We start from the raw sequence: 24,005 nt of genomic DNA on the forward strand, positions 1-24,005 counted from the left end.
AAATTGTACATAACATATTTATGACCGCGAATTATTGAACATAAACATTATTTTTTTATATCCCCGTAACTTTTTTTAATGTTGAATCGTTTATTAAGTAAGCGCTGAAAAGGAGTGGTTATTTTGTGCACAAAAGTAACTCATGTTTCAAAGAACCATATCGATATGAATCATTCAAATATAAACTTTTTAATTGAACAATATGGAGAGTTAAAAAGATACTGTACTTTTTTAACGAAAAACAAATGGGATGGGGAAGATCTCGCCCAAGAAACAGTGTGTAAAGTGCTTCAAAAATATAGAAATAAAGATATTTGTATGAAACTCGTCTATAAAATAGCAAGAAATCGTTGGTTAGATCAGATGAAGTATAAGTCTGTTCATGAAAAAATAAGAGGACAAATCACTTTTGAAGAACCACATGAGAACATTGCAGATTTGCATGAAATGGTAGGGAAAGTATTGTCTTCATTAAATGTACAGCAATCCGCAATTTTATTATTAAAAGATGTTTTTCAATATAGTATCGCTGATATTGCTAAAGTGTGTTCTGTATCAGAAGGTGCAGTGAAAGCTTCTTTATTTCGGAGTAGAAATAGGCTGAAAACTGTAAGTGAAGAAGGGATTGAGATAGTCGAATTCACAGAGGATATTGAAGTTGTTGTAACATCTATTCGTGAGGAAAGACCAGAATTATTAACGAAGCTTCTTCCGACAATAGATTTTACTAAATTACCATCTAAACAGCCAGTCTTATTATTTAATGTAAAAAACCCTTCTTCCTACAGTTATATGCTTTACGCAGCATAACAAGTATTGGAGGGATTTAAAATGAATGCAATTCCATATGTAGTAGAACAAACAAAATTAGGAGAACGTTCCTATGATATATATTCAAGGTTATTGAAAGACCGCATTATTATTATCGGCTCAGAAATTAATGATCAAGTAGCGAGTAGTGTCGTAGCGCAATTATTATTTTTAGAAGCAGAAGATGCAGAAAAAGATATATTCTTATACATCAATAGCCCTGGCGGTTCAACGACAGCAGGTTTTGCAATATTAGATACGATGAATTTAATTAAACCAGATGTGCAAACGCTATGCATGGGCTTTGCGGCATCATTCGGTGCATTGTTATTATTATCAGGAGCAAAAGGAAAACGGTTTGCGCTCCCTAACAGTGAAATTATGATTCATCAGCCGCTTGGTGGTGCACAAGGGCAAGCAACAGAAATTGAAATAACTGCGAAAAGAATATTAAAGTTAAAGCATGATATTAATAAAATGATTGCAGAAAAAACAGGCCAACCGATTGAAAGAGTAGCACATGATACAGAAAGAGATTATTTTATGACTGCAGAAGAAGCGAAGGCATATGGGATTGTAGATGACGTTGTTACGAAAAAATAAGTTAAAAACAGGCTAGAGGATATGCTAACCCTCTAGCCTATTTTTATTAATCTTTTACCCATTCATCAACTAGCGCTTGATTCTTCTTAATCCATTTTCGCGCCGCTTCTTCGGGATCTTTCGTTTTATTTAACTCGACCATTAACGTACCAAGCTGTTCATCGTTCATCTTCCATTTGTCAAAGTATTTTATGATATCCGGATGGTCTTTTTCGAAACCTTTACGAACGGAGTAATAAATGTCATCTTTTTCACCATATACTTTCTTAGGGTCTTTTAAATATTTTAAGTCAAATTCTGAAAAGCCCCAATGCGGATTCCAAAGCGTAACAGTGATTGGTTTCTTTTTCGTATATGCTTTCTTTAGTTCACTCATCATCGCAGCTTCAGAAGATTGGACAAGTTTTAGTTTTATATCATATTCTTTCATTGCTTTATTCGTTAAATTCATAAGACTACTACCGGGTTCGATACCGACAATTTTATTCTCTAGTTCATCTTTATGAGCATTTAAATCTTCGATACTGTTTATGTTTTTCATATAAGAAGGGACGACTAAACCTAGTCCAGTACCTTCGTACCATTTTGATTTTAAGACAATATCATCTTTATAACGATCGTTTAGCGGTTTATCTGTAACTGGTAGCCATACTTCTAAATTCGCATCAACATCACCACGAGCGACACCAGTCCAAATTGCGGCTTTTTCTAAATACATAAGTTCAACTTTGTAGCCTTTTTCTTCTAATAAAACTTTCCACATGTTTGCGGTTGCAATATTTTCTTTCCAACTTGTTACACCAAGTTTAATTTTTCCTTTCGAATTTGCATTTGTTGCATTACATGAAGTGAAAATCATAGTAATAAATAATGCAAGGCATATAAACCAAATTTTCTTTCGCATCGAAAACCTCCTAAGTAACGTTTGCCTTATAAAATAAATGTATAAGTAAGCATTCTTATTATGAACGGAAACGAGAATTTTAAAGAAATCTTATGAATGTCATTTTTATGTAATATTTCTTTGTAAAATCGCAACACTATGTGAATAGATGGGTAGAAAAGGAGTAGTGACATGGATAATACAAAGGTGCGTGTTGAAAACGTAACAAAAGTATTCGGGAAACATCCGCAAAGGGCCCTTTCCTTATTAAAAGAAGGAAAAAGTAAATCGGAAATTTTAAAAGAGACAGGAATGAACGTTGGGGTGAAAAAAGCAACGTTTGAAGTTTACTCTGGAGAGATTTTCGTTATTATGGGTTTGTCTGGTAGCGGGAAATCTACGCTAGTTCGTATGTTAAATCAATTGATTAAACCAACTGCAGGTCATATATACATAGATGGTGAAGACATCGCAACGATGGGAAAAGAAGAGTTACGGAGAGTAAGAAGAACGAAAATGAGTATGGTATTTCAGAAATTCGCTCTATTTCCGCATCGTACAGTTATACAAAATGTTGCATATGGTTTAGAAATACAAGGAGTTCCGGTTGAAGAGCGAGAGAAAAAAGCGTTAGAATCGCTACAGTTAGTAGGACTCGATCATCATAAAGATAATTACCCAAGTCAACTTAGTGGTGGTATGCAACAGCGCGTTGGAATCGCAAGGGCACTAACGAATAATCCAGATGTATTACTAATGGACGAGTCATTCAGTGCATTAGATCCACTTATTCGAAAAGAAATGCAAGATGAATTGTTAGAGTTACAAGATAAAATGGAAAAAACGATTATATTTATTACGCATGATTTAGATGAAGCGCTTCGAATTGGAGATCGTATCGCATTAATGAAAGATGGAGAAATCGTCCAAATTGGAACACCAGAAGAAATTATGATGAGCCCCGCTAATGAATTTGTAGAAAAGTTTGTTGCGGATGTGAATTTAGGAAAAGTAATTACGGCGGAGTCTATTTTAAAACGACCAGAAACTTTATTAATTGATCGTGGACCTCGTGTAGCCCTTCAAATTATGAGGAATGCAGGTGTTTCAACTGTATATGTTGTAAACAAAAAGTATGAGTTTTTAGGTATATTAACTGCGGATGATGCGAGTAAAGCAGTACAAAAACAGTGGCCGATTGCTGATTTATTACTTAATGATATTCCGCATGTGTATTTGGATACTTTACTGGAAGAGACATATGCAAAAATGGCAGAGATGAAATATCCGTTACCAGTAATCGATGAGAAGAAAAGGCTAAGAGGAATTATTAAACGTGAAAGTGTCATTCAAGCTCTTGCAGGTAATATTGAGGAAGAGGTGAAAGACGATGAATAATATACCACGTATTCCTTTAGGGGAATGGGTCGACTCATTTGTTGCAAGTTTATATGAGCACCTTGAAGGCTTATTCCGAGGATTCTCTTATATTATTGGTGGGTTCGTTGATTTACTCACTAATTTTTTAACAATAATACCAGCCATATTGATGATTATTATTCTTTGTTTCCTCATTTGGTACACAACGAGAAAAGTATCTTTAGTTATTTTTACATTGATCGGATTATTATTTATTTTGAATATTAACTACTGGGCACAAACGATGCAAACATTAGCACTCGTACTTACGTCTGTGATTATTTCAATTATTGTAGGGATTCCAATTGGTATTTTAGCATCTCAAAATGAACGTTTCTCAAAATTTTTAAAACCGACATTAGATTTTATGCAAACAATGCCGGCGTTCGTATATCTTATCCCCGCGATTACATTTTTCGGAGTAGGTGTAGTACCTGGGATTATTGCATCAGTAATCTTTGCAATGCCGCCGACAATTCGTTTTACTGACTTAGGAATTAGACAAGTTCCAGAAGATTTAATAGAAGCAGCAAATGCGTTTGGCTCTACCGCATCACAAAAATTATTTAAAGTACAATTACCACTCGCAACTGGCACAATCATGGCTGGTGTGAATCAAAGCATTATGCTTTCTTTATCGATGGTAGTAACAGCATCACTTGTAGGAGCTCCAGGACTTGGAGTTGATGTATATCGCTCTGTAACACAAGTTAATATCGGAATGGGATTTGAAGCTGGATTAGCTATCGTAGTAATCGCAATTATATTAGATCGAATTACACAAGGGTTCCATACGAAAAGAAAATAATGAATAAAAAACACACTTTTATAATACAAAGTGTGTTTTTTATTGCATCCAGATCACATACGAACGATAACAGAACCTCCAGCTGGTGCACAAACTTGGTTTTTTTGTTGTTCCATTGATTTAATTAATTGATTATTTTCCTCGATTAATGAGATTAATTTAGTTAATTGATTTTCAAGACTTGCAATACGCTGCATCATATATTGTGAATCATGATGCAATGTATTCCTTGCGGGATGAGGGGAATAAACATACTGTTGATTTATATTTGGATTCCAATGAGGATACATTTGAATCGTTCCTCCTTCAATAAATTACGAAGCTTTCTTATAGTAAATGCCTATGTATAATTAATAGTTACTTGAAAATTTTCCAATATAAAAGGAGTATGTACAGAAAATGGAAAATATTATATGTGAAGTTACAGTACATTTTTTGGAAATATTTAAGCGAGATAGTCCGTATATTAATACATTCAAGTAAATGTATGTTATTTAGGGAGAAATGATGGGAGGAGATGTAATTTTGGCTAAAAATAAAAAAAGAAATGATGCTTTGGCAATAGGTGTCGGTATAGGAGTTGTAATTGGTGTATTTCAAGGGCACTTTACAAATAATTTAGTAATCGGAATTGTGATTGGGATTATAATTGGGATTGCGTTTTTGAAGAAATAATGAGATGTAAATTCATTTCAAAAATTGTTGTATTAAAAGAATGAAAATTCGGAATACGAAACCTATTTTTCCTTTTTTTGTGATATTATATATGAAAAGGAAGGTGATGGATATGTCAACAAACAATCAAATAGAACAAAACTGTTTCATTTGCAAAAAACATATAGGAAATATTATAGTTCCAGGTGGAGCTATTTTCGAAGATGAACTCGTTTACGTTGGACATGTCCACTGGGATAGTGAAGAAACATACCTGGGTTATGTAATGATAGATATAAAAAGACATGTACCTGGCCTTGCTGAACTAACAGATGAAGAAGCGAAAGCGTTCGGACTTATAACAAGTAGAGTAAGTAAAGCGCTAAAAGAAAGCGAAGGTGCAGAGCATATTTACACTTTTGTTTCAGGAAATGGTGTACCACATATGCATATGCACATTATTCCGCGTTATCCGAATACACCAAAAGAGTTTTGGTCACCAACCGAGATAGCGAAATGGACTGGCGCACCATATGGTGACGAAGAGAAAATAAAAAAACTATGTGAAAGAATACGAAAGTATATGGTAAATGAGTATGCATACAACAAATAATACACAATATTCATGGGTTGGAAATATAGAAATGTGTTTAGGAGAAATTTCAGTTAAACAATATGGTGATATTGTACTTGGTAAATATGGCGGGAATAAAAGTGCTGGAGCGAAAAAGAATGAAGATGGTGCATTAGTTTGGTCAAATGGTGAATGGGAATTTGCAGCTATATTAGATGGACATAATAGTGTAGAAAGTGTTGATTTAGTAGTAAATACAATCGAAAAAGAATATGAAAATATAAAAGTAATTTTGAATGAACCAATTAATTCAGTATTTCAGTCTGTTGAAAATCATATACTTACAATTTTTCAGTCATCTTCATTTAAGGAAAAGTGCAAAAAAATTAAAGGTGAAACAGCTTGCTTACTATGTGTAAGGAAAGAAAATTATATATGGTGGCTTTCTATCGGTGATTGTTTAGTGTATGTATTTCATGAAGAGTTACATAAGTTAGGACAATATGCATTAAATCAACGTCATTTTTACGAATGGATTGGAAATGTAAACACATTTGATTTACCTGTTCCTTGCTATTCATCAGGTATTCGTGAATTACGTACTGGAAAGAACCGAATTGTAATGGTGACAGATGGAGTATTAGAATGCGGGGAACGCCGATATGAAATACCTGTAAATTTGTATAATGCTATGAATAGAAATGATAAAACACTTAAAGAAAATATTCACAATGTTTTAGAACACGTGCATCATCAGTTGGGACGTGATAGTGCGACAATTATTAGTTGGGACGTAGAAAATAAAAGGAATGCTACGTATCCGAGTGATCAGCCGGAGAAAAGGTAAAGGAGGAAACATCACTGTTTTGGTTTAAAGGAATTTTATTAATAGTATGGATTATATCCTTAGTTGTTTTTGAAAAAGTAGTGAGGAAAAAACTAAATATACCGAAACAAACAGACTGGAATAGTAAATATGTAAACAACTTTCATAAATGGGGCACTAGGGCTCTTATTATTTCTTATATAATTTTTACGATGATATGTGCTACTTTAAATCCCGTTTATATTAGTAATTTACCCATTTTATTTTTAATAACTTTATACTGCTTTCAATCATTTATGGAGTGGAAATTTGATAAAGAATCGAGGGAATATGTCATTTCTTTAGGAACGGTTCCGCTATTAGTAATAACAGGAATTATTCTTAATTTTTTCTTTTATACCTATTGGATTTAATCATATGTGGAATGAATGGGGAGACAAAATGAAAAATCCTAAATTACGTGCTGAAGCAATGATTTTAAATGAAGATCATTCTAAAGTACTTGTACAATGCGATGAAAATGGATCATTTTATCGTTTTCCAGGTGGCTCTATTGAATTTGGTGAAACGTCAAAAGAAGCAATAATTCGAGAGTTAATAGAAGAATACGATTTGAAAGTTGATGTTCAAGAGTTAGCAATTGTAAATGAACACATTTTTGAGTGGGACAACGAAAAAGGTCATCATTGTACATTGATACATTGGGGGACTGTTGAAAAAATCATTACAAATGAAATAAGGCATAAAGAGCATGAGGATATTATATTAATTTGGAAAAGTCTAGAGGAATTACAGGAGAAGCCGACATATCCTGAAGGCATCATAAGTTATTTAGAAGGGGATAACCGTAATATAGTCCAATTTATTTCAAGTAATTAAATGAAATAACTAATAAACAAGAAACCATTTACTACTAAATGGTTTCTTGTTTATTTAAGCATTTATTTTAGTTAATATAGATGTAATGAAATTAGTTTTATCCTCTGCATACTTATGTTTATCAGTAGGATTAGCTTGTGAAAGTTGAATCTTTAACTGTTCATACTGCATGCGTGCAGTTTTATTGTCTATTAAGTAATCACGAAATTGTAATTGTTCTATTAAATATGTATTCCCTTGTTCATACATATGAATTTGATGAGTTCTTGGTTCACCTTTATTAAAATAGTATCTTTCGGGTAATACATCTTTTCTATATTTATAGTTAAGTAGTTCTAACTTTTTAATGCATTTTAAGCCGTCCTCATAATCTTCTAATTCAATTGCAATGTCAACAATTGGCTTTGCGCTTAAATGTGGAATAGAAGTACTACCTATATGGTGTATCGCTAAAATATGCTCGCCAATTTGTTCCTCGATGAGTTGTTTTTCTTTCATAAACTCAATTTGCCATTGTTCAGTCCACGGAACTAAAAATACTTGTCCATATGGTAAACCTAACATTTAATTGCACCTCTTTCAAAATGGTTTTCAAAAAGTTTATTACATTTTCTTAAAGCTCCTCAAAACAAGATATTCCCACAATCTCCAAGGAAGAATCTTCTTCGCAAAGATCATAAATTTCACACCTTTACCAATTGGATATCGTAAATTTGTACGCTTAGATTCAGCAATTTCTACAATTTTATTAGCAACATCTATCGGATTACCGAATGTATCACTACCGCTATTAATATGTTTTTGTATTTTATCCATATACTCTTTGTAAGGAGATGTTGTATCAGATTGGTTTTCAGCTAGTTGTTTCCCAACCTCCCATATGTTTGTGTTATAAGAACCTGGTTCAATTAAAGCAACATCTATTCCGAAAGGTTTTACTTCTAAGCGAAGCGATTCACTCCAGCCTTCTAATGCATATTTTGAAGATACATAAGGAGATAAACCAGGGAATCCAACTTGGCCGCTAATGCTGCTTATATTGATGATTTTTCCAATTCTTTGTTTTCTCATATACGGTAAGACAAGTCGGGTAATTGATATAGCTCCAAATAGGTTCGTTTCAAATTGTTTACGGTATTCCTCTACTGGAATTTCTTCTACAAAGCCGCCATTTGCATATCCTGCATTATTAACAAGTAGGTCTACTTTTTGTATTTCTTTTAAAAATAATTGGAAGTTATGTATAGAGTTTTGATCGGTTACATCTAATTGTTGAATTTTTATTTTTTGTTGTAAGTTGAGTTGAGTAGCTTGAGATAGTAAGTTTACTTGTTTTTCAAGGTTCCGCATTGTAGCAATAACTAAATAATCTTTTTTTGCGAGTTCGAGTGTAGTTAATAGTCCAAATCCACTTGAGGCTCCTGTAATTATTGCGATTTTTTTATTCATTTTCCGCCAGCTTTCTTTTTCTTTTATCATAACGAGTTATGATAAGAAAATCTATTATTCTTACATTCAGTATGAAATCAATTTGTATGTAAAAAAGGGGATTATAGGGAATGAGCGTATATAGAGTAGTGTATATTAATATGATAATGAAATGAGGGAAGAAAAATGGTCCATGTGAAGGATGTATTAGCAGATCAATTGTTGGCGAATGCAAACGATCCCAGTTGGTATATTCCATTTTCAGATGCAGTTAAGGGTTTGTCTGAGAGGGAAGCTTTCTGGAAACCGAATGAAGAGAGTAATAGTATAGCCGAAATCGTACAACATTTACTGTATTGGAACTCTACGTGGCAAACTAGGTATAAAGAATCAAATGTGAATGCAGTACCCGCTATTGGAGATAATAACAAAAGTTTTATGCTTTCAGATAATCAAACTTTCGATGAATTACGGGAAAAACTACTAAAAAAACTGTTACAATGGAAAAATCTTATAAATGAAGAAAAGGTTGAAAGTGATGTAGTAGGATTTCCTGTTTCTGCAAAGTGGTGGGAAGTGTTAGCGAATGTAACAACTCATAATGCATATCATATTGGCCAAATTATTTACATCCGAAAATTACAGCGGAGCTTTGATAATGAATAAAATAATAGTTCTCAAATTAGGTGAACAAAAGTGGACAAAACGAGACAGATGTCTCATTTTGTCCACTTTTTTATTATGAAAGAAAAGAGAAAACCTATTAAATCAAGGATTAGAATTTGGCACGGTACTTGCAATATAACAGACGAACAAGAAAATAGGAGGGCTGGACATGTTAAAAACAACTGAAAGTAAAGGGAATGAAATTACGAAAGAACAAGCTCGTTGGATGTACGAAAAAATGTTAGAGATTCGTAAGTTTGAAGATAAGGTGCATGAATTGTTCGCACAAGGCGTTTTGCCAGGTTTCGTTCATTTATACGCAGGTGAAGAAGCGGTAGCAGTTGGTGTATGTGCCCACTTAACGGATAGTGACAGTATTACAAGTACACATAGAGGTCATGGACATTGTATCGCAAAAGGTTGTGATTTAAATGGTATGATGGCTGAACTTTTCGGGAAAGCGACAGGATTATGTAAAGGTAAAGGCGGTTCCATGCATATTGCGGATTTAGATAAAGGAATGCTTGGTGCTAATGGCATTGTAGGCGGGGGTTTCCCACTTGCTTGCGGTTCAGCATTGACAGCTAAATATAAAGGAACAAAAGATGTAAGTGTTTGTTTCTTCGGTGACGGAGCAAATAATGAAGGAACATTCCATGAAGGGGTTAATTTAGCGGCGATTTGGAAGTTACCAGTTATTTTTATTGCAGAAAATAACGGTTACGGTGAAGCAACTACCTTTGAATATGCTTCAAGTTGTGATTCTATTGCGGATCGTGCAAAAGCTTATAATATTCCAGGCGTTCAAGTAGATGGAAAAGATCTTCTAGCTGTATATAAAGCTGCTGCAGAAGCAGTGGAACGTGCGCGTAATGGTGATGGTCCAACAATTATTGAATGTATGACATATCGTAATTACGGTCATTTTGAAGGTGAAGCGCAAACATATAAAACATCAGAAGAAAAAGAAGAACATTTAAATGAAAAAGATGCGATTGTGAATTTCCGTAAGCATTTAATTCATGAAGGTTTATTAACGGAATCTGAACTTGTTGATATGGAAAAAGCAGTAGATGATGCAGTACAAAGATCCATTGAATTTAGTGAAAATAGTCCATACCCAGACGATGAAGAATTATTAAAAGATGTATACGTTTCTTACAAATAAGAGGAGGGTGAAAAATTATGACTAGAACAGTCAGTATGTCAACTGCAATTAATGAAGCGATGAAAATCTCAATGCGTCGTGATGAAAATGTAATTTTAATAGGTGAAGATGTTGCAGGCGGTGCACAAGTTGATCATCTGCAAGATGATGAAGCTTGGGGTGGTGTTCTTGGTGTTACGAAAGGACTTGTACAAGAGTTTGGCCGAAATCGTATATTGGATACACCAATTTCTGAAGCGGGTTATATGGGAGCTGCGATGGCAGCTGCTGCAACTGGGTTACGTCCGATAGCTGAGTTAATGTTTAATGATTTTATCGGTAGTTGTCTTGACCAAGTATTAAACCAAGGTGCGAAATTCCGTTATATGTTTGGAGGTAAAGCAAAAGTACCCGTTACAGTACGTACGATGCATGGTGCTGGTTTTAGTGCAGCAGCTCAGCATTCACAAAGTTTGTACGCATTATTTACGAGCATACCAGGTATTAAAGTTGTTGTTCCTTCCACGCCGTATGATGCAAAAGGCTTATTATTAGCAGCAATTGAAGATGATGATCCAGTAATCTTCTTTGAAGATAAAACACTTTACAATATGAAAGGTGAAGTGCCGGAAGGGTATTATACAATTCCTTTAGGAAAAGCAGATATTAAACGAGAAGGTTCTGATGTAACAATTGTCGCAATCGGAAAACAAGTTCATACAGCACTTGCAGCTGCAAAGCAATTATCGAAAAAGGGGCTTGAAGTAGAAGTAATTGATCCACGATCTTTATCACCGCTTGATGAAGATACTATTTTATCATCTGTTGAAAAAACAAATCGTCTTATCGTTATTGACGAAGCGAATCCAAGATGTAGTATCGCAACAGATATTGCGGCAATTGTAGCGGATAAAGGTTTTGATTTGTTAGATGCACCTATTAAACGAATTACAGCACCACATACACCTGTTCCGTTCTCACCACCACTTGAAAAGTTGTATTTGCCAACGCCAGAAAAAGTAATTGAAACTGTATCAGAAATGATTGGAGACCAATCTTTATTACATGTGTAATAAAACGATGAGAAGGGAGAGAGACACATGGCTGTAGAAGTTGTAATGCCGAAGTTAGGTATGGCGATGAAAGAAGGTATTATTACGAGCTGGAATATTAAAGCAGGCGATAATGTAGCAAAAGGAGAACTGATTGCTAGTATTAATTCAGAAAAAATTGAAACGGAAATTGAAGCGCCAGCTGATGGTACGGTACTTGATATAGCTGTAAGTGAAGATGAAGGAGTGCCGCCTGGTACTGTAATTTGCTACATCGGTAAACCGAATGAAAAAGTAGAAATGCAGGAAAGCACACATGTTATAGAAGAAAAAACATCTAATATAGAAGTACAAAATATACAAAATCAAGAACCAAATGGGAAAGAAGTATCGAAGCAAAGAATTAAAATTTCACCTGTAGCGAAGAAAATTGCAAAGTCTGAAAATCTGGATATCAAGGCATTAGTTGGTACAGGTCCTGGCGGAAGGATTACAAAGGCAGATGTATTAAAGGCGCTAGAAGAAAGAGTAGCAAATCCAGAAGTACCTGAACAAGAAGAAAGTACAGTCGTTCCTGTTACTGGTATGAGAAAAGCAATTGCGAGTCGTATGCATGCAAGCTTACAAAATAGTGCGCAATTAACATTAACGATGAAAGTAGATGTTACAGATTTAGTTGCATTACATAAAGACATAGCGGAAGTTGTACAAAAACGATACGAAAACAAACTAACCATTACGGATTTCGTTTCTCGTGCTGTTGTATTAGCGCTTAGAGAGCATAAAGAAATGAACAGCGCTTATATAGATGATGCAATTCATCAATTTGAACATGTGCATTTAGGCATAGCAGTCGCATTAGAAAAAGGATTAGTCGTTCCAGCTATTCGCTTTGTAAATAATTTATCTTTAGTAGAGTTGTCTAAAGAGATTAAGGATATGGCACAAAAGGCGCGAGCAGGTAGCTTAAGTAGTGATGATATGCACGGAACGACATTTACAATTAGTAATTTAGGTAGCTTTGGTATTGAATATTTCACACCTGTATTAAATACACCTGAGACTGGTATTTTAGGTATTGGCGCAATTGAACATGTTCCTGTATATAAAGGGAAAAAATTAAAAAAAGGTAGTATGTTACCTTTAAGTTTAACATTCGATCATCGTGTACTAGACGGTGCACCAGCAGCTGCATTTTTACGCACAATTAAATATTATTTAGAAGAACCTATAACAATTCTTTTATAAAGAGAAGGTGAGAGAATGAGTAAATTAGTTGTAATTGGAGGCGGACCAGCTGGATATGTAGCGGCAATTACCGCGGCTCAAAATGGAAAAGAGGTCACTCTTATTGATGAAGCTGACCTTGGCGGAACGTGTTTAAATGTTGGGTGTATGCCGACGAAATCATTGTTAGAAAGTGCAGAAGTGCATGACATTGTGAGAAAAGCGAATGATTATGGGGTTACGCTTAATACAGGAAGTATATCAATTGATTGGGATCAAATACAGGCGAGGAAATCACAAATCGTAATGCAACTCGTCCAAGGAATACAATATTTAATGAAGAAAAATAAAATTAAAGTTATAAAAGGAAAAGCGAAATTCGAAACGGATCATCGTGTGCGAGTTGTACAAGGAAATAAAGAAGAAGTAGTTGATGGAGAGAGCTTTATTATCGCAGCTGGTTCCGAACCTACAGAATTACCATTCGCTCCGTTTGATGGAAAATGGATTTTAAATAGTAGCCATGCGATGTCTCTTGAGAGTGTACCATCTTCATTGTTAATCGTTGGCGGTGGTGTAATAGGATGTGAGTTTGCAAGTATTTATAGTCGCCTTGGGACAAAAGTTACGATTGTTGAAATGGCACCGCAATTATTACCAGGTGAAGATGAAGATATCGCACATATTTTAAGAGAGAAATTAGAAAGTGATGGCGTAGAAATATTTACAGGAGCTGCTTTAAAAGGATTAAATAATTATAAGAAGCAAGCTTCATTTGAATATGAAGGTAGTATCCAAGAAGCTAACCCGGAATATGTTCTCATTTCTGTCGGCCGAAAACCACGTGTACAACAATTAGATTTAGAAAAAGCAGGGGTTCAGTTTTCAAATAAAGGGATTGCTGTGAACGAACATATGCAAACGAACGTATCACATATTTACGCAGCTGGTGATGTGATCGGTGGAATTCAGCTTGCTCACGTTGCCTTCCATGAAGGAACGACAGCAGCATTACACGCAAGTGGAGAAGACGTGAAATTAAATTATCACGCTGTGCCTCGATGTATATACACAGCTCCAGAAATAGCTAGTGTCGGGTTAAGTGAAAAAGGTGCAAGAGAACAATATGGTGATATTCTCATCGGAGAATTTCCTTTTACAGCGAACGGAAAAGCTCTTATTTTAGGAGAACAAGTAGGGAAAGTAAAAGTCATTGTGGAACCTAAATACCAAGAAATTGTAGGGATTTCTATTATCGGTCCTTATGCAACTGAACTTATTGGTCAAGGAACCGTAATGATTCATACAGAAGTTACCGCTGATATAATGAGAGATTATATTGCAGCACATCCAACTTTATCTGAGGCTATTCATGAAGCGTTAATGCAAGCAGTAGGACATGCTGTACATGCTTAAATAGAAATATGATAAACCACTATTCTCTAAATGAAAGAGAGAATAGTGGTTTGAATTTTTATAGAAGAAATTAAATGTCTTATTACTATTTAATTTCAATCGCTGAAGTAATATCGTTCCAATCAGCAGCTAAATTAGCAGTTTTACCGTACCAATCAGCGTGTTTAAATAAAACGCCTTTTCCATATCCTTGTGTTGAAGTGTGCTCCCAAAGTGTCGTTGAATAACTTGCAGAAGGTGACGCCGTACTTACAGAAGAAATTCTGTCATTCCAGCTAGACGGTAAGTTTTTAAATCCGCTGCTCCAGTAAATATATTGGCCACCTTTATCTTTATGTTCATAAAAATCAGTACTACCAGCACCGCTACCTAAAGGATTAATTTTATTTTTAATTGCTTTTTTATCCTTTTCAATATACGCATCTAATGTTTCACGACTAGTAAAACCGTAAGCTAGCCAATCCCCATTTTCATTTTGCTCTGGTAATACCATAGTAATTTGGATTTTTTTCTTATCTTGATCATTTAATTTTGCAAATGAATTAACATTTTGTTCATCCACTTTTAAATAATCAAATGACTTAATTGTGTTGCTTTTTTCTTCAGCACTTACCGCACCTAGTCCTCCAGTTAATGCAAAACCCGCTACTAATGTTCCTGCTACTAATTTCTTCAACATATAACCATCCCTTTTTGTTTGAATTTTTGTACAGGTGAATCTTGTACAGCTAAAATGTATTCTAATTTTATACTTTTGTAAATATTCTGAAGTTTTAGAAATAATAGGCGGAATATTTACAGTTTTACATTTTTTCTTTAGAAAAAATAGTTATTGGAATGATATAATAAGTGGATATATTGTTTTTACCAGATTTAAAAATGTTTTAGGAGAGGTATCATTGAAATATTTTACAAGAGATTGGTATAAAAAAAATGCAAGTTTTAGAATTTGTAAGTTTTATAGAGTCTATAAAAGAATGGTCAGAAATGGATATACAAAGTTTAAAGGAAGAAATAGAGGAAAGGAAAATAGATTTATTAAAATTCCTTCCTGAATCGATATACTCAATTATACAAAACATCACAACTAATTCAAAATACCCATCTGGTGAACTGAAAAAACGTATGCGAGAGTGGTCAACAGATTATGAGAAAAGAGTGGCACAATTAGATCAATCATACGTAGAATATTTTAATTCCATTGAGAAAAAACTTCCGTCAAATGTCGCTCAGTTACACAAGACATCACTACACGATAGTGTAATTAAAGTAGTAAAGAGAGAATCAGAAGATACTTTGTCTATCGTATTAGATTGCAGTGGTACTTTTAGTGAATTTGATAAACTTGAAGTAACCTTTATAGGAGTAACAAAGTGTTCTATGCCGGAAAACTTTGAAAATGCTTGATGGTTATATCATGAAATAGCTCTTACTGAAGATGGTTTTGAACTAGGTGTTTTATTTGACTCTCCATTTAGAGAAGTGACGATTTTCGCGGCAGATGTATTACTTGTGAAGAAATAATGTTGTATGGAGTATTACAAACGTTTGACATAATAAAAAAATAAAGTTATTGTAGATACATGAAGTCTACAATAGGAGCTGTATTATGAAATATTCTAAAGCTACAAATTATGCTCTTCATACAATGCTTTTTCTGGCAAAGGCTACACCAAATAAGTTAGTTAGTGTTCACCAATTAGCAGAAATGCAAAATGTTTCACCAACGTACTTGTCTAAAATACTAACTAAGTTGACGAAGGAAGGGATGATACATTCATCATCTGGTCCAAAGGGCGGTTACTCGCTTAGTAAGAATTGGGAAGATATTTCATTTTTAGATATTATACATGCAATTGAAGGTAAAACATCATTGTTTGAATGTTGTTTACATGACAAACCTGGATGTTTAATTAATGAAGTAATGCTCGCAGCAGAAGAGAAAATGGAAGAAGAGTTACGAAATCAAAAAATCGTAGATCTTGCGAAAAAAATAAAAGTGGATTTTTAATCTGCTTTTATTTTTAAATTAATTAAGGATAAAAAGACTCTTTGATATCTTTAATTGTAGTTAGAAAATGATATGAAGAAGGAGAGAAGATGATGACTAAATTTTGGAATGATCGATATAAATCAGATGAATATTTTTACGGGGAAGAACCTAATACATTTATTAAAGAACAAGCATTTCGTTTAGCAAATCACAATAAAGTAATAGCATTTGCGGAGGGAGAAGGTAGAAATGCTGTATTTCTAGCAAGACAAGGGAACGAAGTAACAGCTATTGATTATTCGGAAGATGGATTAGAGAAGACAAAAAAATTGGCAGAGAAGCATAATGTAAACGTGCATACAAAAAAAGTAGATTTATTAGCTGATAGTTTGCCAGAAAATGAATATGATGCAGCAATTATGGTATTTGGACATTTTCATGATGATTATAAAAAAATGATATTAGGTAAAATGATACAAACGATAAAGCCTGGTGGTTTAATTATGTTTGAAGTTTACTCAAAAAAACAAATAAACTATGGTACTGGTGGACCAAAAGATGTTGATATGCTGTATGATCCAATTGATATTCTTACTTGGTGTGAAGAACATAAGGTAATTCATTTCTTTAATGGAGAACAAGAGCGAGTTGAAGGGAAAGGGCACACTGGTTTAGCTGATGTTATTCAAGTTGTTATTAGAAAATGAATATAAGTGTTAATGAAAGGTAAATGTATGAATGTAAAAAGACCAGTCATGTAAGACTGGTCTTTCTATTTAGATACTAAATTATCAAGCTTCCAATATGTATTTGTTAACGGCGCAGCTTTGCTATCTATGTATAAATACATATTATTTAAATCTTTTGGTGAAGTTTTCAGTTCAAACACAACGTCAGTAGTTAAAGAGAATTCGTGTGGAACATTTTTATAGTGCTCGTCATCTATCGGATGAGCTTCACCTTCATATTTCTGACCAGTTTTTTCATCTTGTATGAAATATTTTATTTCCGAAAGATCAATAGTTTGTCCATCGTCCCGAACATTATTAATCATAACACGAGTAGTAAGGCGCCGCTCTTTGTCTATTTTTTCAAACTTTGCATTTTCAACTGTTGCTCTATAGTATTCGTTTTTAACTATTTCTCCATAGTGCATTGCATTCTTTTCGAGAGCGCTCTTTTCTTGTTTTGATGTAGTATTGCTATTACATCCTGTTAATATTCCAGTAAATAATAATGCTGTACATGTCGTTTTGATTAATGATTTCATAGTAATCCCTTTCTGTATTAAAAAGTAAAACATAGGAATAATTTTACATCAACAGGAAGGTAAATGGAAGTATTTTTGCGTAATATACAGATATACATTTATTTGGTTGGCAAATTATTGGGATAGAAAGAGGGAGAAGGCTGTATAAAACGGAATAAATAAGAACTGAAAATATTGTAAAACAGAAGAGGCATACATATAATTAAAATAAAGTTTAAGTTTCTGAATCTTCAATAACGGTGGTGATAACATGTTTACTGAAGAACGTCGAGAGAGAATCTTAGAACTACTTAATACAGATGGAAGAGTAATCGCAAAGGAACTTGCGGAAAGATTTGATATGTCTATTGATTCTATAAGAAGAGATTTGTCTATTATGGAAAAGGATGGTTTATTAAAAAGAACGCACGGAGGTGCAATTGAACTTACGCGAGTGAGGAACTTAGCTGCGGAACCAGCTAAACGTTATAGTGATAGCTCAATATATGAGGACACAATTGCAAAAGTTGCGGCATCTTATATACAAGAAGATGATTCTATTTTTATTGGCGGGGCTTCCATTCATAATGCGATGCTGAAATATTTACCGGAAGTATCATTTACGGTTATTACGAATTCTATAGAAATAGCTGGTCATCTAAGAGAATATAAGAACATCGATACATATTTAATTGGTGGAAAAGTAAAGCCTTCAGGAAATATTACTGATACATTTGCCTCTGAATTGATAAGTAGATTTTCTATTGATTTTTATTTCTCTACAGGTGGAGGCATTTCATTACAAGGTATTAGTACTGCAACACCTGAAGTTGCTTATTTTAGTAAAAGAGTAAGTGAAATTGCTAGAAGAAATATTTGTTTAGCTCCGCATAATAAACTTGGAATAGATTGTTTTATAAGAGGAGAGTCTCTAAAAGAAATTGACCTTATTATAACTGACGAAGAGGCTAGTAAAGAAACTGTTCAGGAATTTGAGAAACAAGGTAAACAAGTTGTAATAGCGCCATTATATTCATTTGAAAGGAGTTTGACATGATTGTAAAAGAGCAAGAGTTTCATATAAATGGATTAACTTATACAATTCGTTCTGCAGCTGAGAAAGATGCTGAGCAGTTATCGAAAATTAGAGTTCAGATTGATGGAGAAACTGAAAATATGGATAGAGATGCTGGAGAGGGATTTATAGATGACCTAGGGTTTCAAAAAATAATAAAAACAGATAGTGAAGAAACGAAGAATCTCTTTTTAGTTGCAGAAGTGCACAATCGAATCGTTGGATTTTCAAGGTGTGAAGGATCAAATTTTAAGAGATTATCTCATAAAGTGGAGTTTGGTGTTTGCATTTTAAAAGAGTTTTGGGGATATAAAATGGGTAAGAGCCTATTACAACAATCTATTAAATGGGCTGACGAAAATGCAGTAAATAAAATATCTTTACAAGTATTAGAGACAAACGAGAAAGCTATTCATCTTTATAAAAAAATAGGTTTTGAAGTAGAAGGCATTTTGAAAAATGACAAAAGACTATCGGATGGAAAGTATTATAATACGGTAGTGATGGGAAGATTTACTAATACTTTTCATAAAAGAGGGGAAGAGGTATGTTTTACAGAAGGAAGTACTATGTAGTGAAAAATGAATTCATAGAAGTATTTAATGATCATTTCAATAATACGAACTTACCTAATCAATTAAAGCATGGTTCTAGGCTAATAGGACGCTGGATGAAAGATAATAAGAATGGTACGTCTGAAGTATTTGCCATATGGGAATATGATAGTTATGAACAGTATAATGAAATAGAATCGAAAATTAGAAGTGACGAGAGGCATATTAAAAGAATACATGAATGGTATGAAAACCATGGCGGGAAAGAATATGTTTTACAGGAGTACATAGTAGAGATGAAAAATGAAGAGTTAGTATGTACCGTAAAGTAACAGAGGGGTGAGGGATAATAGAAATTAGAACAAAATTATATTTTAGTTTAGCATCCACTATTTTATTTGCAATAGCCGTGATTGTTTTCTTTATAAATGGTAATCCACAAAAGTGGTTTTGGTTATGTATTTTCTTTGCGTCCATTATACAAAATATAGTGCTACTAAAAAAGAATAAAGAAATGCATTAGGATATTCAAATTATTAACATATTTGTGTCGTCTTGCTAGTTTTATTGAAAACGCTTTTATACAGTTTTATAATAAAAGTATGTTTTATAAATCTCCAAAACAATTAAAAGGGAGATGATACAATGTTAGCTTCACCGTTTTACTTACATACATGGAAAAAGTTTATTGATGAAGGAGTCCTTGATTCGAACCGTATAAACGAAAGAATTTCAGAATCATGGTACCGATGTAAACAAGCAAATGTGAATCCTCATATGAGTAAAGGTCAGAAAATTTTGTCTTCTGTTTTTTTTCAAGAACAAAAGAAAAAGAGTGAAATTTTCCTTGATATAGCATTACCTCAAATACAAAATATGAGAAAAACCATTGATGAACTACAAATGATGGCATTATTAATCGATCCAGATGGTTATGTTCTATCGTTAAGTGGAAATAAACAAACGTTAAAGCGAGCGAAACATATTAATTTTATTGAAGGTGTAAAATGGACGGAAGCAGCTGTTGGCACAAATGCAATTGGAACAGCGCTAGAAATTGAAGAAGCTATTATGATAAGTGGTACTGAACATTATACCGTGGCATCTCATAGCTGGAGTTGTGCGGCTGCTCCCATTCATAATGATGATGGGAAATTAATTGGTGTTCTAGATTTCTCGTGTCCAATTGAATTTTCGCATCCATATATGCTCGGTATGGTAACTTCAATTGCACATGCGATAGAACGTGAATGTAGCATAAGAGTTCATCAAAATGAATTACACTTAATTCATCGTTTTTTAGATGTTATTGATAGTGATGAACAAGTAGTTATTTGTAATCATCGTGATGTTATCGTTTCTGCGAGTAAGAGCGTTCGTGAACGAATAAATAATTGGTCAAGAATGAAAGTTGAAGAGTTAATGCACCATGGATTGGAAACTAAATTAGAGATACCGGTATATAGTAATGAAAGAATGATTGGGAAATGTATGTATTTAAAGGAAAACAAACAAATGAATACATATTCTACTTTCACATTTATAAAAGGAATTACTTTTCCAGGAGTTACCGGGACAAGCAGAGCATTTCAACACACACTAGAAGAAATTAAGCTTGTTTCACCGACTGATGCTAGTGTGTATGTATGTGGTGAGACAGGAGTAGGAAAGGAATATGTCGCGAGAGCGATTCATGAAAATAGTCCAAGAAAAGACGGGCCCTTTATAGCTGTTAACTGCGGTTCTTTGCCTAAAGAATTAATGGAAAGTGAATTGTTCGGTTATGCTGAAGGTGCATTTACAGGTGCGCGACGTCAAGGATATAAAGGGAAATTTGAACAAGCAAACGGAGGAACATTATTTTTAGATGAAATTGGTGAAGTACCACCAGAGATGCAAGTAGCATTATTGCGTGTTTTACAAGAACGCACAATAACTCCAATTGGGAGTTCAAAATTGGTACCAGTAAATATTCGTATTATTACTGCCACACATAAAGATTTACTACGGTTAGTAGAAGAAGGGAAATTCCGTCAAGATTTATATTATCGTTTGCACGTTTATCCGTTATATGTTCCATCGTTAATAGAAAGAAAAGAGGATATCCCATATTTTATACAACACTTTTGCGAACGGAAGAATTGGAATGTTGTATTTCCAAAGAGTATATACAATCAATTTTTACAACATACATGGCCCGGAAATATTCGGGAACTAGTAAATGTATTAGAACGTATTTACATTTTGTCGCAAGGACGGGAAATATGCGAAAAACAAGTCGTTTTTTTGATACAAACAATGATGGGAAATCAAGAACAACTTGAGTTGCAAGCTGAAAATAAAACAGAACATACATTACATTTTCGCGAAAAAATACAGCGTGATAGCATGATTGAAGCATTACAAAAGACAAATGGAAATGTTTCGTTAGCTGCAAAACTATTAAATGTACCCCGTAGTACATTTTATAAACGAATGCAAAAATATAAGTTATAAAGTAGATTTTTGCAATCTACTTTTTCTTTGTGGGCTCATGTTCTGTCGGAATGTGCGCTTACCGGGGAAATAATAGAATTGTTAGAAGGGAAATTTCCTAATGGAGGTTAGTGTGTGAAGTACATTGAAATTGGAATCGGGAATAGGTGGTTTGTTCGAACGGAAACTGAAAATAAAGATGGGACTGAATTTGAAGAACGAGGTATTATAAAACCTATTTATTTTGAGTCATTATACGTACGTATTTGGTTTCGGAAAACTTGTTTTATTTTTGATACGAAAGAGGGTTTTAAGAAAGATAAGAAGAGAAGGGTTGAATATAAATTTATTGTTGGAATTGTAAGTAGACTGAATAAAGAAAAAGTGGGCTAACATGCGTAGTTATATTGGACAGGAAATTCTTTTGACTTATATCAAATTCATGAAAAGCACATTTACTAAATATAAATTGTTAATAAAACCGCTAAGAAAACTTAGCGGTTTCTTTTTAAAAAGGGAGGGTTTGCGTATGAATAGGATCGTAACTGTTTTACTTGCAATTATTATAATGGGGTATTCCATTTATAGTTGGAATGATACTTCGGAACTGAGTATGCTAATTTTACAAACGCTTTTAGGGTTTATGTTAGTTAGCTTAGGTGTGCAAAATTTAAAAAATAACGGAAAAGAAAATAGAAGTATAGGAATTGCTTTACTACTCGTGGCTTTGTTTTTAATTGTTGTATCTTTAATAAAATATTTTATATGAATAAGTTTTTAAATTAATAAAAAATGATTATTTATTGAATCCCCCTCACAATAAAAAGTTGAAATTCTACTTGTATTTCACTATATAAAATATGGCATAATGATTTAGTTAAAATAGAAATGGATAGGGTATTTGAGAGGGGCATTATAATGAGTTTTGCAATTGAAATAGTAATAAAAGCACCATTGGATGTTGTATGTGACTACATAATAGAAGATGAAAAAATAAAAGAATGGAATACGTTTATAATAGAAAATCGCTATCCTTCAAATATGGATAAAGAGAATCCACGTGTAGGAGATAAATATATTACTGTTCAAAAAGTCGGTAAGAAAATATTCGAGGCTGAAGTAGAAATCCTTGAATACGATGCACCGCATATTATTTCACTTGGTAGTGAAATGAAGCAAGGATATTCAGCAATGACTTATATGTTAGAAGAAGATGAGGAAGGTACAGCACTAACAGTAATTTCAGAATATGAACCTAGTAATTTTTATTATAAAATGATGTATAAGTTAACAGGCTGGATTTCACGAGGTTTAACTATAGAACAAATAGAGCGTCTAGCAGAGTGTGTAGAAACTGCTTATAATAAAGAAAATTAATATTAAAGACATATTAAGAGAAAAACGTTACTCAAAGGATTGAGTAACGTTTTTATTATTTGAAGATTTTTCATTGAAAATTTTAATAGCTCGTTCAAATATTTCTTGATCAATACGAAATCTTTCTGTTATCCAATAAGTAAGTTCAAAAGAGGTAAGGTTATGTTCTCTTTTCTTACCTTGGAAATATCGTTTTAAAACATTATCATTAATAGAAGTTGGAATACCATCGATATAACCGAAAATCTGAATTTTCTTTAATACAGGAGATGTATGCCAATCGTTAGACTTTGTAATGAGTTCTTTCATACTTGATAAATGTATTGGCTCTGCATGTAAGATTTTTGCTGGACCTGGATTTCTAGCAATTTTAATCCTATTATTTGAGACTTCATAAGTGAAAGTTTCTCTTACATTACTTACTTGAAATGATTCATAAAGTGGGTAAGATTGGAATAAAGGTGCACAATAACCAACATCAACATAATAAGGTTGGTCTAAGTTAACCCGTAAGCATAAATGTCCGGGATCCATATACATATAATGAACATTAAAACCAAGATTTGATAATAACCAATGAAATCTAATTGAGTGCGTCCAACAAGTACCCCTGAGACCTTTTGTTGTAATACAGTTTATGTATGTCTCAATGGAAGGAAAATAATCCTCTGTTTTCTTACCTTTTTCCCAGTCGATTATTTTAGTAAGAGTTTCCCACTTTACTTTTTCTTGATGAGCTTTAATAAGCTCATTTAAAAACTTTAAGCTAGTAGGCTGTTTTGTCGTACCTAAAAATGATAGGAAGCTATTTACTAGTTGTACTTGGGTCATTTTCTTATCCTTTCTATATAGAAATTGCTATTGGTATTATTATACAATAGGTGTCAGAA

At 33.5% G+C, this 24,005-nt stretch carries 30 protein-coding genes and 1 pseudogene; 24 read left to right on the plus strand and 7 right to left on the minus strand.

Translation table 11 applies throughout. The annotated features are described in order from the left end of the window. The first annotated feature begins 123 nt into the window (after positions 1-123). A complete protein-coding gene (locus ACTFR8_RS00835) occupies positions 124-810 on the plus strand; it encodes an RNA polymerase subunit sigma-70 (RefSeq protein WP_100618873.1) in 687 nt (228 codons plus the stop codon). Between the two features lie 21 nt (positions 811-831). Beyond that, complete coding sequence (clpP, locus tag ACTFR8_RS00840; RefSeq protein WP_000991610.1) at positions 832-1,413, plus strand: ATP-dependent Clp endopeptidase proteolytic subunit ClpP; 582 nt, start codon at positions 832-834, stop codon at positions 1,411-1,413. A 46-nt stretch (positions 1,414-1,459) separates the two neighbouring features. Here clpP and ACTFR8_RS00845 read toward each other — a convergent pair whose 3' ends face one another. After that, positions 1,460-2,317 carry a glycine betaine ABC transporter substrate-binding protein gene (locus ACTFR8_RS00845; protein ID WP_001227622.1) on the minus strand — a complete coding sequence of 286 codons (858 nt, stop codon included), beginning with the start codon at positions 2,315-2,317 and terminating at the stop codon, positions 1,460-1,462. Positions 2,318-2,488: 171 nt separating this feature from the next. On the opposite strand from ACTFR8_RS00845, the gene ACTFR8_RS00850 reads away from it, so the two are divergent. After that, positions 2,489-3,694, plus strand: a complete 1,206-nt coding sequence (locus ACTFR8_RS00850; protein WP_000370606.1) for a quaternary amine ABC transporter ATP-binding protein — start codon at positions 2,489-2,491, stop codon at positions 3,692-3,694. After that, positions 3,687-4,523, plus strand: coding sequence for an ABC transporter permease (locus tag ACTFR8_RS00855; RefSeq protein ID WP_098537216.1), 837 nt, complete (start codon positions 3,687-3,689; stop codon positions 4,521-4,523). The genes ACTFR8_RS00850 and ACTFR8_RS00855 overlap by 8 nt, the downstream gene beginning before the upstream one ends. Before the next feature lie 53 nt (positions 4,524-4,576). On the opposite strand, the gene ACTFR8_RS00860 is transcribed toward ACTFR8_RS00855, so the two are convergent. Beyond that, positions 4,577-4,813, minus strand: a complete 237-nt coding sequence (locus tag ACTFR8_RS00860; protein WP_000283222.1) for a hypothetical protein — start codon at positions 4,811-4,813, stop codon at positions 4,577-4,579. Between the two features lie 217 nt (positions 4,814-5,030). Here ACTFR8_RS00860 and ACTFR8_RS00865 point away from each other — a divergent pair, with 217 nt between their 5' ends. From ACTFR8_RS00865 to ACTFR8_RS00885, 5 genes are all read left to right on the plus strand, one after another. Next, positions 5,031-5,198, plus strand: a complete 168-nt coding sequence (locus ACTFR8_RS00865; RefSeq protein WP_000508470.1) for a hypothetical protein — start codon at positions 5,031-5,033, stop codon at positions 5,196-5,198. Between the two features lie 91 nt (positions 5,199-5,289). Then, on the plus strand, positions 5,290-5,790 hold the full coding sequence (locus tag ACTFR8_RS00870; protein ID WP_170317880.1) for an HIT family protein: 501 nt from the start codon (positions 5,290-5,292) through the stop codon (positions 5,788-5,790). Further along, positions 5,774-6,598: a PP2C family serine/threonine-protein phosphatase gene (locus tag ACTFR8_RS00875; protein WP_000557605.1), complete on the plus strand. Its 825-nt coding sequence runs from the start codon at positions 5,774-5,776 to the stop codon at positions 6,596-6,598. Before ACTFR8_RS00870 ends, ACTFR8_RS00875 begins: the two co-directional genes overlap by 17 nt. A 53-nt stretch (positions 6,599-6,651) precedes the next feature. Continuing rightward, on the plus strand, positions 6,652-6,990 hold the full coding sequence (locus ACTFR8_RS00880) for a DUF4181 domain-containing protein (protein ID WP_074628857.1): 339 nt from the start codon (positions 6,652-6,654) through the stop codon (positions 6,988-6,990). 28 nt (positions 6,991-7,018) lie between these two features. Then, positions 7,019-7,456, plus strand: coding sequence for an NUDIX domain-containing protein (locus ACTFR8_RS00885; protein WP_000795352.1), 438 nt, complete (start codon positions 7,019-7,021; stop codon positions 7,454-7,456). A 54-nt stretch (positions 7,457-7,510) separates the two neighbouring features. On the opposite strand, the gene ACTFR8_RS00890 is transcribed toward ACTFR8_RS00885, so the two are convergent. Continuing rightward, entirely contained in the window at positions 7,511-8,020 is a 510-nt protein-coding gene (locus ACTFR8_RS00890; RefSeq protein WP_000901216.1) for a GrpB family protein, read from the minus strand. Positions 8,021-8,059: 39 nt separating this feature from the next. Continuing rightward, positions 8,060-8,905, minus strand: coding sequence for an oxidoreductase (locus ACTFR8_RS00895; RefSeq protein WP_001034803.1), 846 nt, complete (start codon positions 8,903-8,905; stop codon positions 8,060-8,062). A 165-nt stretch (positions 8,906-9,070) separates the two neighbouring features. On the opposite strand from ACTFR8_RS00895, the gene ACTFR8_RS00900 reads away from it, so the two are divergent. The 5 genes from ACTFR8_RS00900 to lpdA all read left to right on the plus strand — a co-directional run bounded on the left by ACTFR8_RS00900 (position 9,071) and on the right by lpdA (position 14,392). Next, the gene (locus tag ACTFR8_RS00900) at positions 9,071-9,550 is read left to right on the plus strand and encodes a DinB family protein (RefSeq protein WP_000233786.1); all 480 of its coding nucleotides are present in this window, start codon (positions 9,071-9,073) and stop codon (positions 9,548-9,550) included. A gap of 169 nt (positions 9,551-9,719) precedes the next feature. Next, positions 9,720-10,718, plus strand: coding sequence for an acetoin:2,6-dichlorophenolindophenol oxidoreductase subunit alpha (gene acoA / locus ACTFR8_RS00905; protein ID WP_000921275.1), 999 nt, complete (start codon positions 9,720-9,722; stop codon positions 10,716-10,718). A 17-nt stretch (positions 10,719-10,735) separates the two neighbouring features. Then, positions 10,736-11,770 carry an acetoin:2,6-dichlorophenolindophenol oxidoreductase subunit beta gene (gene acoB, locus ACTFR8_RS00910; RefSeq protein ID WP_000198898.1) on the plus strand — a complete coding sequence of 345 codons (1,035 nt, stop codon included), beginning with the start codon at positions 10,736-10,738 and terminating at the stop codon, positions 11,768-11,770. A 27-nt stretch (positions 11,771-11,797) separates the two neighbouring features. Further along, positions 11,798-12,997: a dihydrolipoamide acetyltransferase family protein gene (locus ACTFR8_RS00915; protein ID WP_000257763.1), complete on the plus strand. Its 1,200-nt coding sequence runs from the start codon at positions 11,798-11,800 to the stop codon at positions 12,995-12,997. Between the two features lie 15 nt (positions 12,998-13,012). Then, positions 13,013-14,392, plus strand: a complete 1,380-nt coding sequence (gene lpdA, locus ACTFR8_RS00920; RefSeq protein WP_044584533.1) for a dihydrolipoyl dehydrogenase — start codon at positions 13,013-13,015, stop codon at positions 14,390-14,392. Positions 14,393-14,477: 85 nt separating this feature from the next. Here lpdA and ACTFR8_RS00925 read toward each other — a convergent pair whose 3' ends face one another. Further along, positions 14,478-15,071 (minus strand): hypothetical protein, encoded by a 594-nt coding sequence (locus ACTFR8_RS00925; protein WP_252209578.1) that lies wholly within the window; start codon positions 15,069-15,071, stop codon positions 14,478-14,480. A 220-nt stretch (positions 15,072-15,291) separates the two neighbouring features. Here ACTFR8_RS00925 and ACTFR8_RS00930 point away from each other — a divergent pair. The 3 genes and pseudogenes from ACTFR8_RS00930 to ACTFR8_RS00940 all read left to right on the plus strand — a co-directional run bounded on the left by ACTFR8_RS00930 (position 15,292) and on the right by ACTFR8_RS00940 (position 17,092). After that, positions 15,292-15,916: pseudogene (locus ACTFR8_RS00930) on the plus strand (DUF4085 domain-containing protein). 85 nt (positions 15,917-16,001) lie between these two features. Continuing rightward, the gene (locus ACTFR8_RS00935; RefSeq protein WP_000877650.1) at positions 16,002-16,403 is read left to right on the plus strand and encodes an Rrf2 family transcriptional regulator; all 402 of its coding nucleotides are present in this window, start codon (positions 16,002-16,004) and stop codon (positions 16,401-16,403) included. A gap of 89 nt (positions 16,404-16,492) precedes the next feature. Continuing rightward, positions 16,493-17,092, plus strand: a complete 600-nt coding sequence (locus ACTFR8_RS00940; RefSeq protein WP_001987438.1) for a class I SAM-dependent methyltransferase — start codon at positions 16,493-16,495, stop codon at positions 17,090-17,092. Positions 17,093-17,157: 65 nt separating this feature from the next. On the opposite strand, the gene ACTFR8_RS00945 is transcribed toward ACTFR8_RS00940, so the two are convergent. Beyond that, positions 17,158-17,655 (minus strand): hypothetical protein, encoded by a 498-nt coding sequence (locus ACTFR8_RS00945; protein ID WP_000838470.1) that lies wholly within the window; start codon positions 17,653-17,655, stop codon positions 17,158-17,160. A 250-nt stretch (positions 17,656-17,905) separates the two neighbouring features. On the opposite strand from ACTFR8_RS00945, the gene ACTFR8_RS00950 reads away from it, so the two are divergent. From ACTFR8_RS00950 to ACTFR8_RS00980, 7 genes are all read left to right on the plus strand, one after another. Then, positions 17,906-18,691: a DeoR/GlpR family DNA-binding transcription regulator gene (locus ACTFR8_RS00950; RefSeq protein WP_000493656.1), complete on the plus strand. Its 786-nt coding sequence runs from the start codon at positions 17,906-17,908 to the stop codon at positions 18,689-18,691. After that, positions 18,688-19,284 (plus strand): GNAT family N-acetyltransferase, encoded by a 597-nt coding sequence (locus tag ACTFR8_RS00955; RefSeq protein ID WP_000635674.1) that lies wholly within the window; start codon positions 18,688-18,690, stop codon positions 19,282-19,284. Before ACTFR8_RS00950 ends, ACTFR8_RS00955 begins: the two co-directional genes overlap by 4 nt. Beyond that, positions 19,257-19,595 carry an NIPSNAP family protein gene (locus tag ACTFR8_RS00960; RefSeq protein ID WP_000499993.1) on the plus strand — a complete coding sequence of 113 codons (339 nt, stop codon included), beginning with the start codon at positions 19,257-19,259 and terminating at the stop codon, positions 19,593-19,595. Before ACTFR8_RS00955 ends, ACTFR8_RS00960 begins: the two co-directional genes overlap by 28 nt. A gap of 313 nt (positions 19,596-19,908) precedes the next feature. Beyond that, entirely contained in the window at positions 19,909-21,759 is a 1,851-nt protein-coding gene (locus ACTFR8_RS00965; RefSeq protein ID WP_000881384.1) for a sigma-54-dependent Fis family transcriptional regulator, read from the plus strand. A gap of 114 nt (positions 21,760-21,873) precedes the next feature. Continuing rightward, positions 21,874-22,131, plus strand: coding sequence for a DUF3977 family protein (locus ACTFR8_RS00970; protein ID WP_000873842.1), 258 nt, complete (start codon positions 21,874-21,876; stop codon positions 22,129-22,131). A 136-nt stretch (positions 22,132-22,267) separates the two neighbouring features. Beyond that, positions 22,268-22,507, plus strand: coding sequence for a DUF3953 domain-containing protein (locus ACTFR8_RS00975; RefSeq protein WP_001080075.1), 240 nt, complete (start codon positions 22,268-22,270; stop codon positions 22,505-22,507). Positions 22,508-22,656: 149 nt separating this feature from the next. After that, a complete protein-coding gene (locus ACTFR8_RS00980) occupies positions 22,657-23,115 on the plus strand; it encodes an SRPBCC family protein (protein ID WP_000006410.1) in 459 nt (152 codons plus the stop codon). Positions 23,116-23,142: 27 nt separating this feature from the next. On the opposite strand, the gene ACTFR8_RS00985 is transcribed toward ACTFR8_RS00980, so the two are convergent. Next, a complete protein-coding gene (locus tag ACTFR8_RS00985) occupies positions 23,143-23,946 on the minus strand; it encodes a hypothetical protein (protein ID WP_044584531.1) in 804 nt (267 codons plus the stop codon). Positions 23,947-24,005: the final 59 nt, after the last annotated feature.

Origin of the sequence: Bacillus cereus group sp. MYBK15-3, from assembly GCF_051916765.1 — a bacterium.
GTDB lineage: Bacteria > Bacillota > Bacilli > Bacillales > Bacillaceae_G > Bacillus_A > Bacillus_A cereus.

Bases quoted from the DNA above. Each gene is read 5' to 3' on its own strand.
- clpP (WP_000991610.1), top strand. From the start codon at position 832: ATGAATGCAATTCCATATGTAGTAGAACAAACAAAATTAGGAGAACGT.
- ACTFR8_RS00845 (WP_001227622.1), bottom strand. From the start codon at position 2,317: ATGCGAAAGAAAATTTGGTTTATATGCCTTGCATTATTTATTACTATG.
- ACTFR8_RS00850 (WP_000370606.1), top strand. From the start codon at position 2,489: ATGGATAATACAAAGGTGCGTGTTGAAAACGTAACAAAAGTATTCGGG.
- ACTFR8_RS00855 (WP_098537216.1), top strand. From the start codon at position 3,687: ATGAATAATATACCACGTATTCCTTTAGGGGAATGGGTCGACTCATTT.
- ACTFR8_RS00860 (WP_000283222.1), bottom strand. From the start codon at position 4,813: ATGTATCCTCATTGGAATCCAAATATAAATCAACAGTATGTTTATTCC.
- ACTFR8_RS00865 (WP_000508470.1), top strand. From the start codon at position 5,031: ATGGGAGGAGATGTAATTTTGGCTAAAAATAAAAAAAGAAATGATGCT.
- ACTFR8_RS00870 (WP_170317880.1), top strand. From the start codon at position 5,290: ATGAAAAGGAAGGTGATGGATATGTCAACAAACAATCAAATAGAACAA.
- ACTFR8_RS00875 (WP_000557605.1), top strand. From the start codon at position 5,774: ATGCATACAACAAATAATACACAATATTCATGGGTTGGAAATATAGAA.
- ACTFR8_RS00885 (WP_000795352.1), top strand. From the start codon at position 7,019: ATGAAAAATCCTAAATTACGTGCTGAAGCAATGATTTTAAATGAAGAT.
- ACTFR8_RS00890 (WP_000901216.1), bottom strand. From the start codon at position 8,020: ATGTTAGGTTTACCATATGGACAAGTATTTTTAGTTCCGTGGACTGAA.
- ACTFR8_RS00895 (WP_001034803.1), bottom strand. From the start codon at position 8,905: ATGAATAAAAAAATCGCAATAATTACAGGAGCCTCAAGTGGATTTGGA.
- ACTFR8_RS00900 (WP_000233786.1), top strand. From the start codon at position 9,071: ATGGTCCATGTGAAGGATGTATTAGCAGATCAATTGTTGGCGAATGCA.
- acoA (WP_000921275.1), top strand. From the start codon at position 9,720: ATGTTAAAAACAACTGAAAGTAAAGGGAATGAAATTACGAAAGAACAA.
- acoB (WP_000198898.1), top strand. From the start codon at position 10,736: ATGACTAGAACAGTCAGTATGTCAACTGCAATTAATGAAGCGATGAAA.
- ACTFR8_RS00915 (WP_000257763.1), top strand. From the start codon at position 11,798: ATGGCTGTAGAAGTTGTAATGCCGAAGTTAGGTATGGCGATGAAAGAA.
- lpdA (WP_044584533.1), top strand. From the start codon at position 13,013: ATGAGTAAATTAGTTGTAATTGGAGGCGGACCAGCTGGATATGTAGCG.
- ACTFR8_RS00925 (WP_252209578.1), bottom strand. From the start codon at position 15,071: ATGTTGAAGAAATTAGTAGCAGGAACATTAGTAGCGGGTTTTGCATTA.
- ACTFR8_RS00935 (WP_000877650.1), top strand. From the start codon at position 16,002: ATGAAATATTCTAAAGCTACAAATTATGCTCTTCATACAATGCTTTTT.
- ACTFR8_RS00940 (WP_001987438.1), top strand. From the start codon at position 16,493: ATGATGACTAAATTTTGGAATGATCGATATAAATCAGATGAATATTTT.
- ACTFR8_RS00945 (WP_000838470.1), bottom strand. From the start codon at position 17,655: ATGAAATCATTAATCAAAACGACATGTACAGCATTATTATTTACTGGA.
- ACTFR8_RS00950 (WP_000493656.1), top strand. From the start codon at position 17,906: ATGTTTACTGAAGAACGTCGAGAGAGAATCTTAGAACTACTTAATACA.
- ACTFR8_RS00955 (WP_000635674.1), top strand. From the start codon at position 18,688: ATGATTGTAAAAGAGCAAGAGTTTCATATAAATGGATTAACTTATACA.
- ACTFR8_RS00960 (WP_000499993.1), top strand. From the start codon at position 19,257: ATGTTTTACAGAAGGAAGTACTATGTAGTGAAAAATGAATTCATAGAA.
- ACTFR8_RS00965 (WP_000881384.1), top strand. From the start codon at position 19,909: ATGTTAGCTTCACCGTTTTACTTACATACATGGAAAAAGTTTATTGAT.
- ACTFR8_RS00975 (WP_001080075.1), top strand. From the start codon at position 22,268: ATGAATAGGATCGTAACTGTTTTACTTGCAATTATTATAATGGGGTAT.
- ACTFR8_RS00980 (WP_000006410.1), top strand. From the start codon at position 22,657: ATGAGTTTTGCAATTGAAATAGTAATAAAAGCACCATTGGATGTTGTA.
- ACTFR8_RS00985 (WP_044584531.1), bottom strand. From the start codon at position 23,946: ATGACCCAAGTACAACTAGTAAATAGCTTCCTATCATTTTTAGGTACG.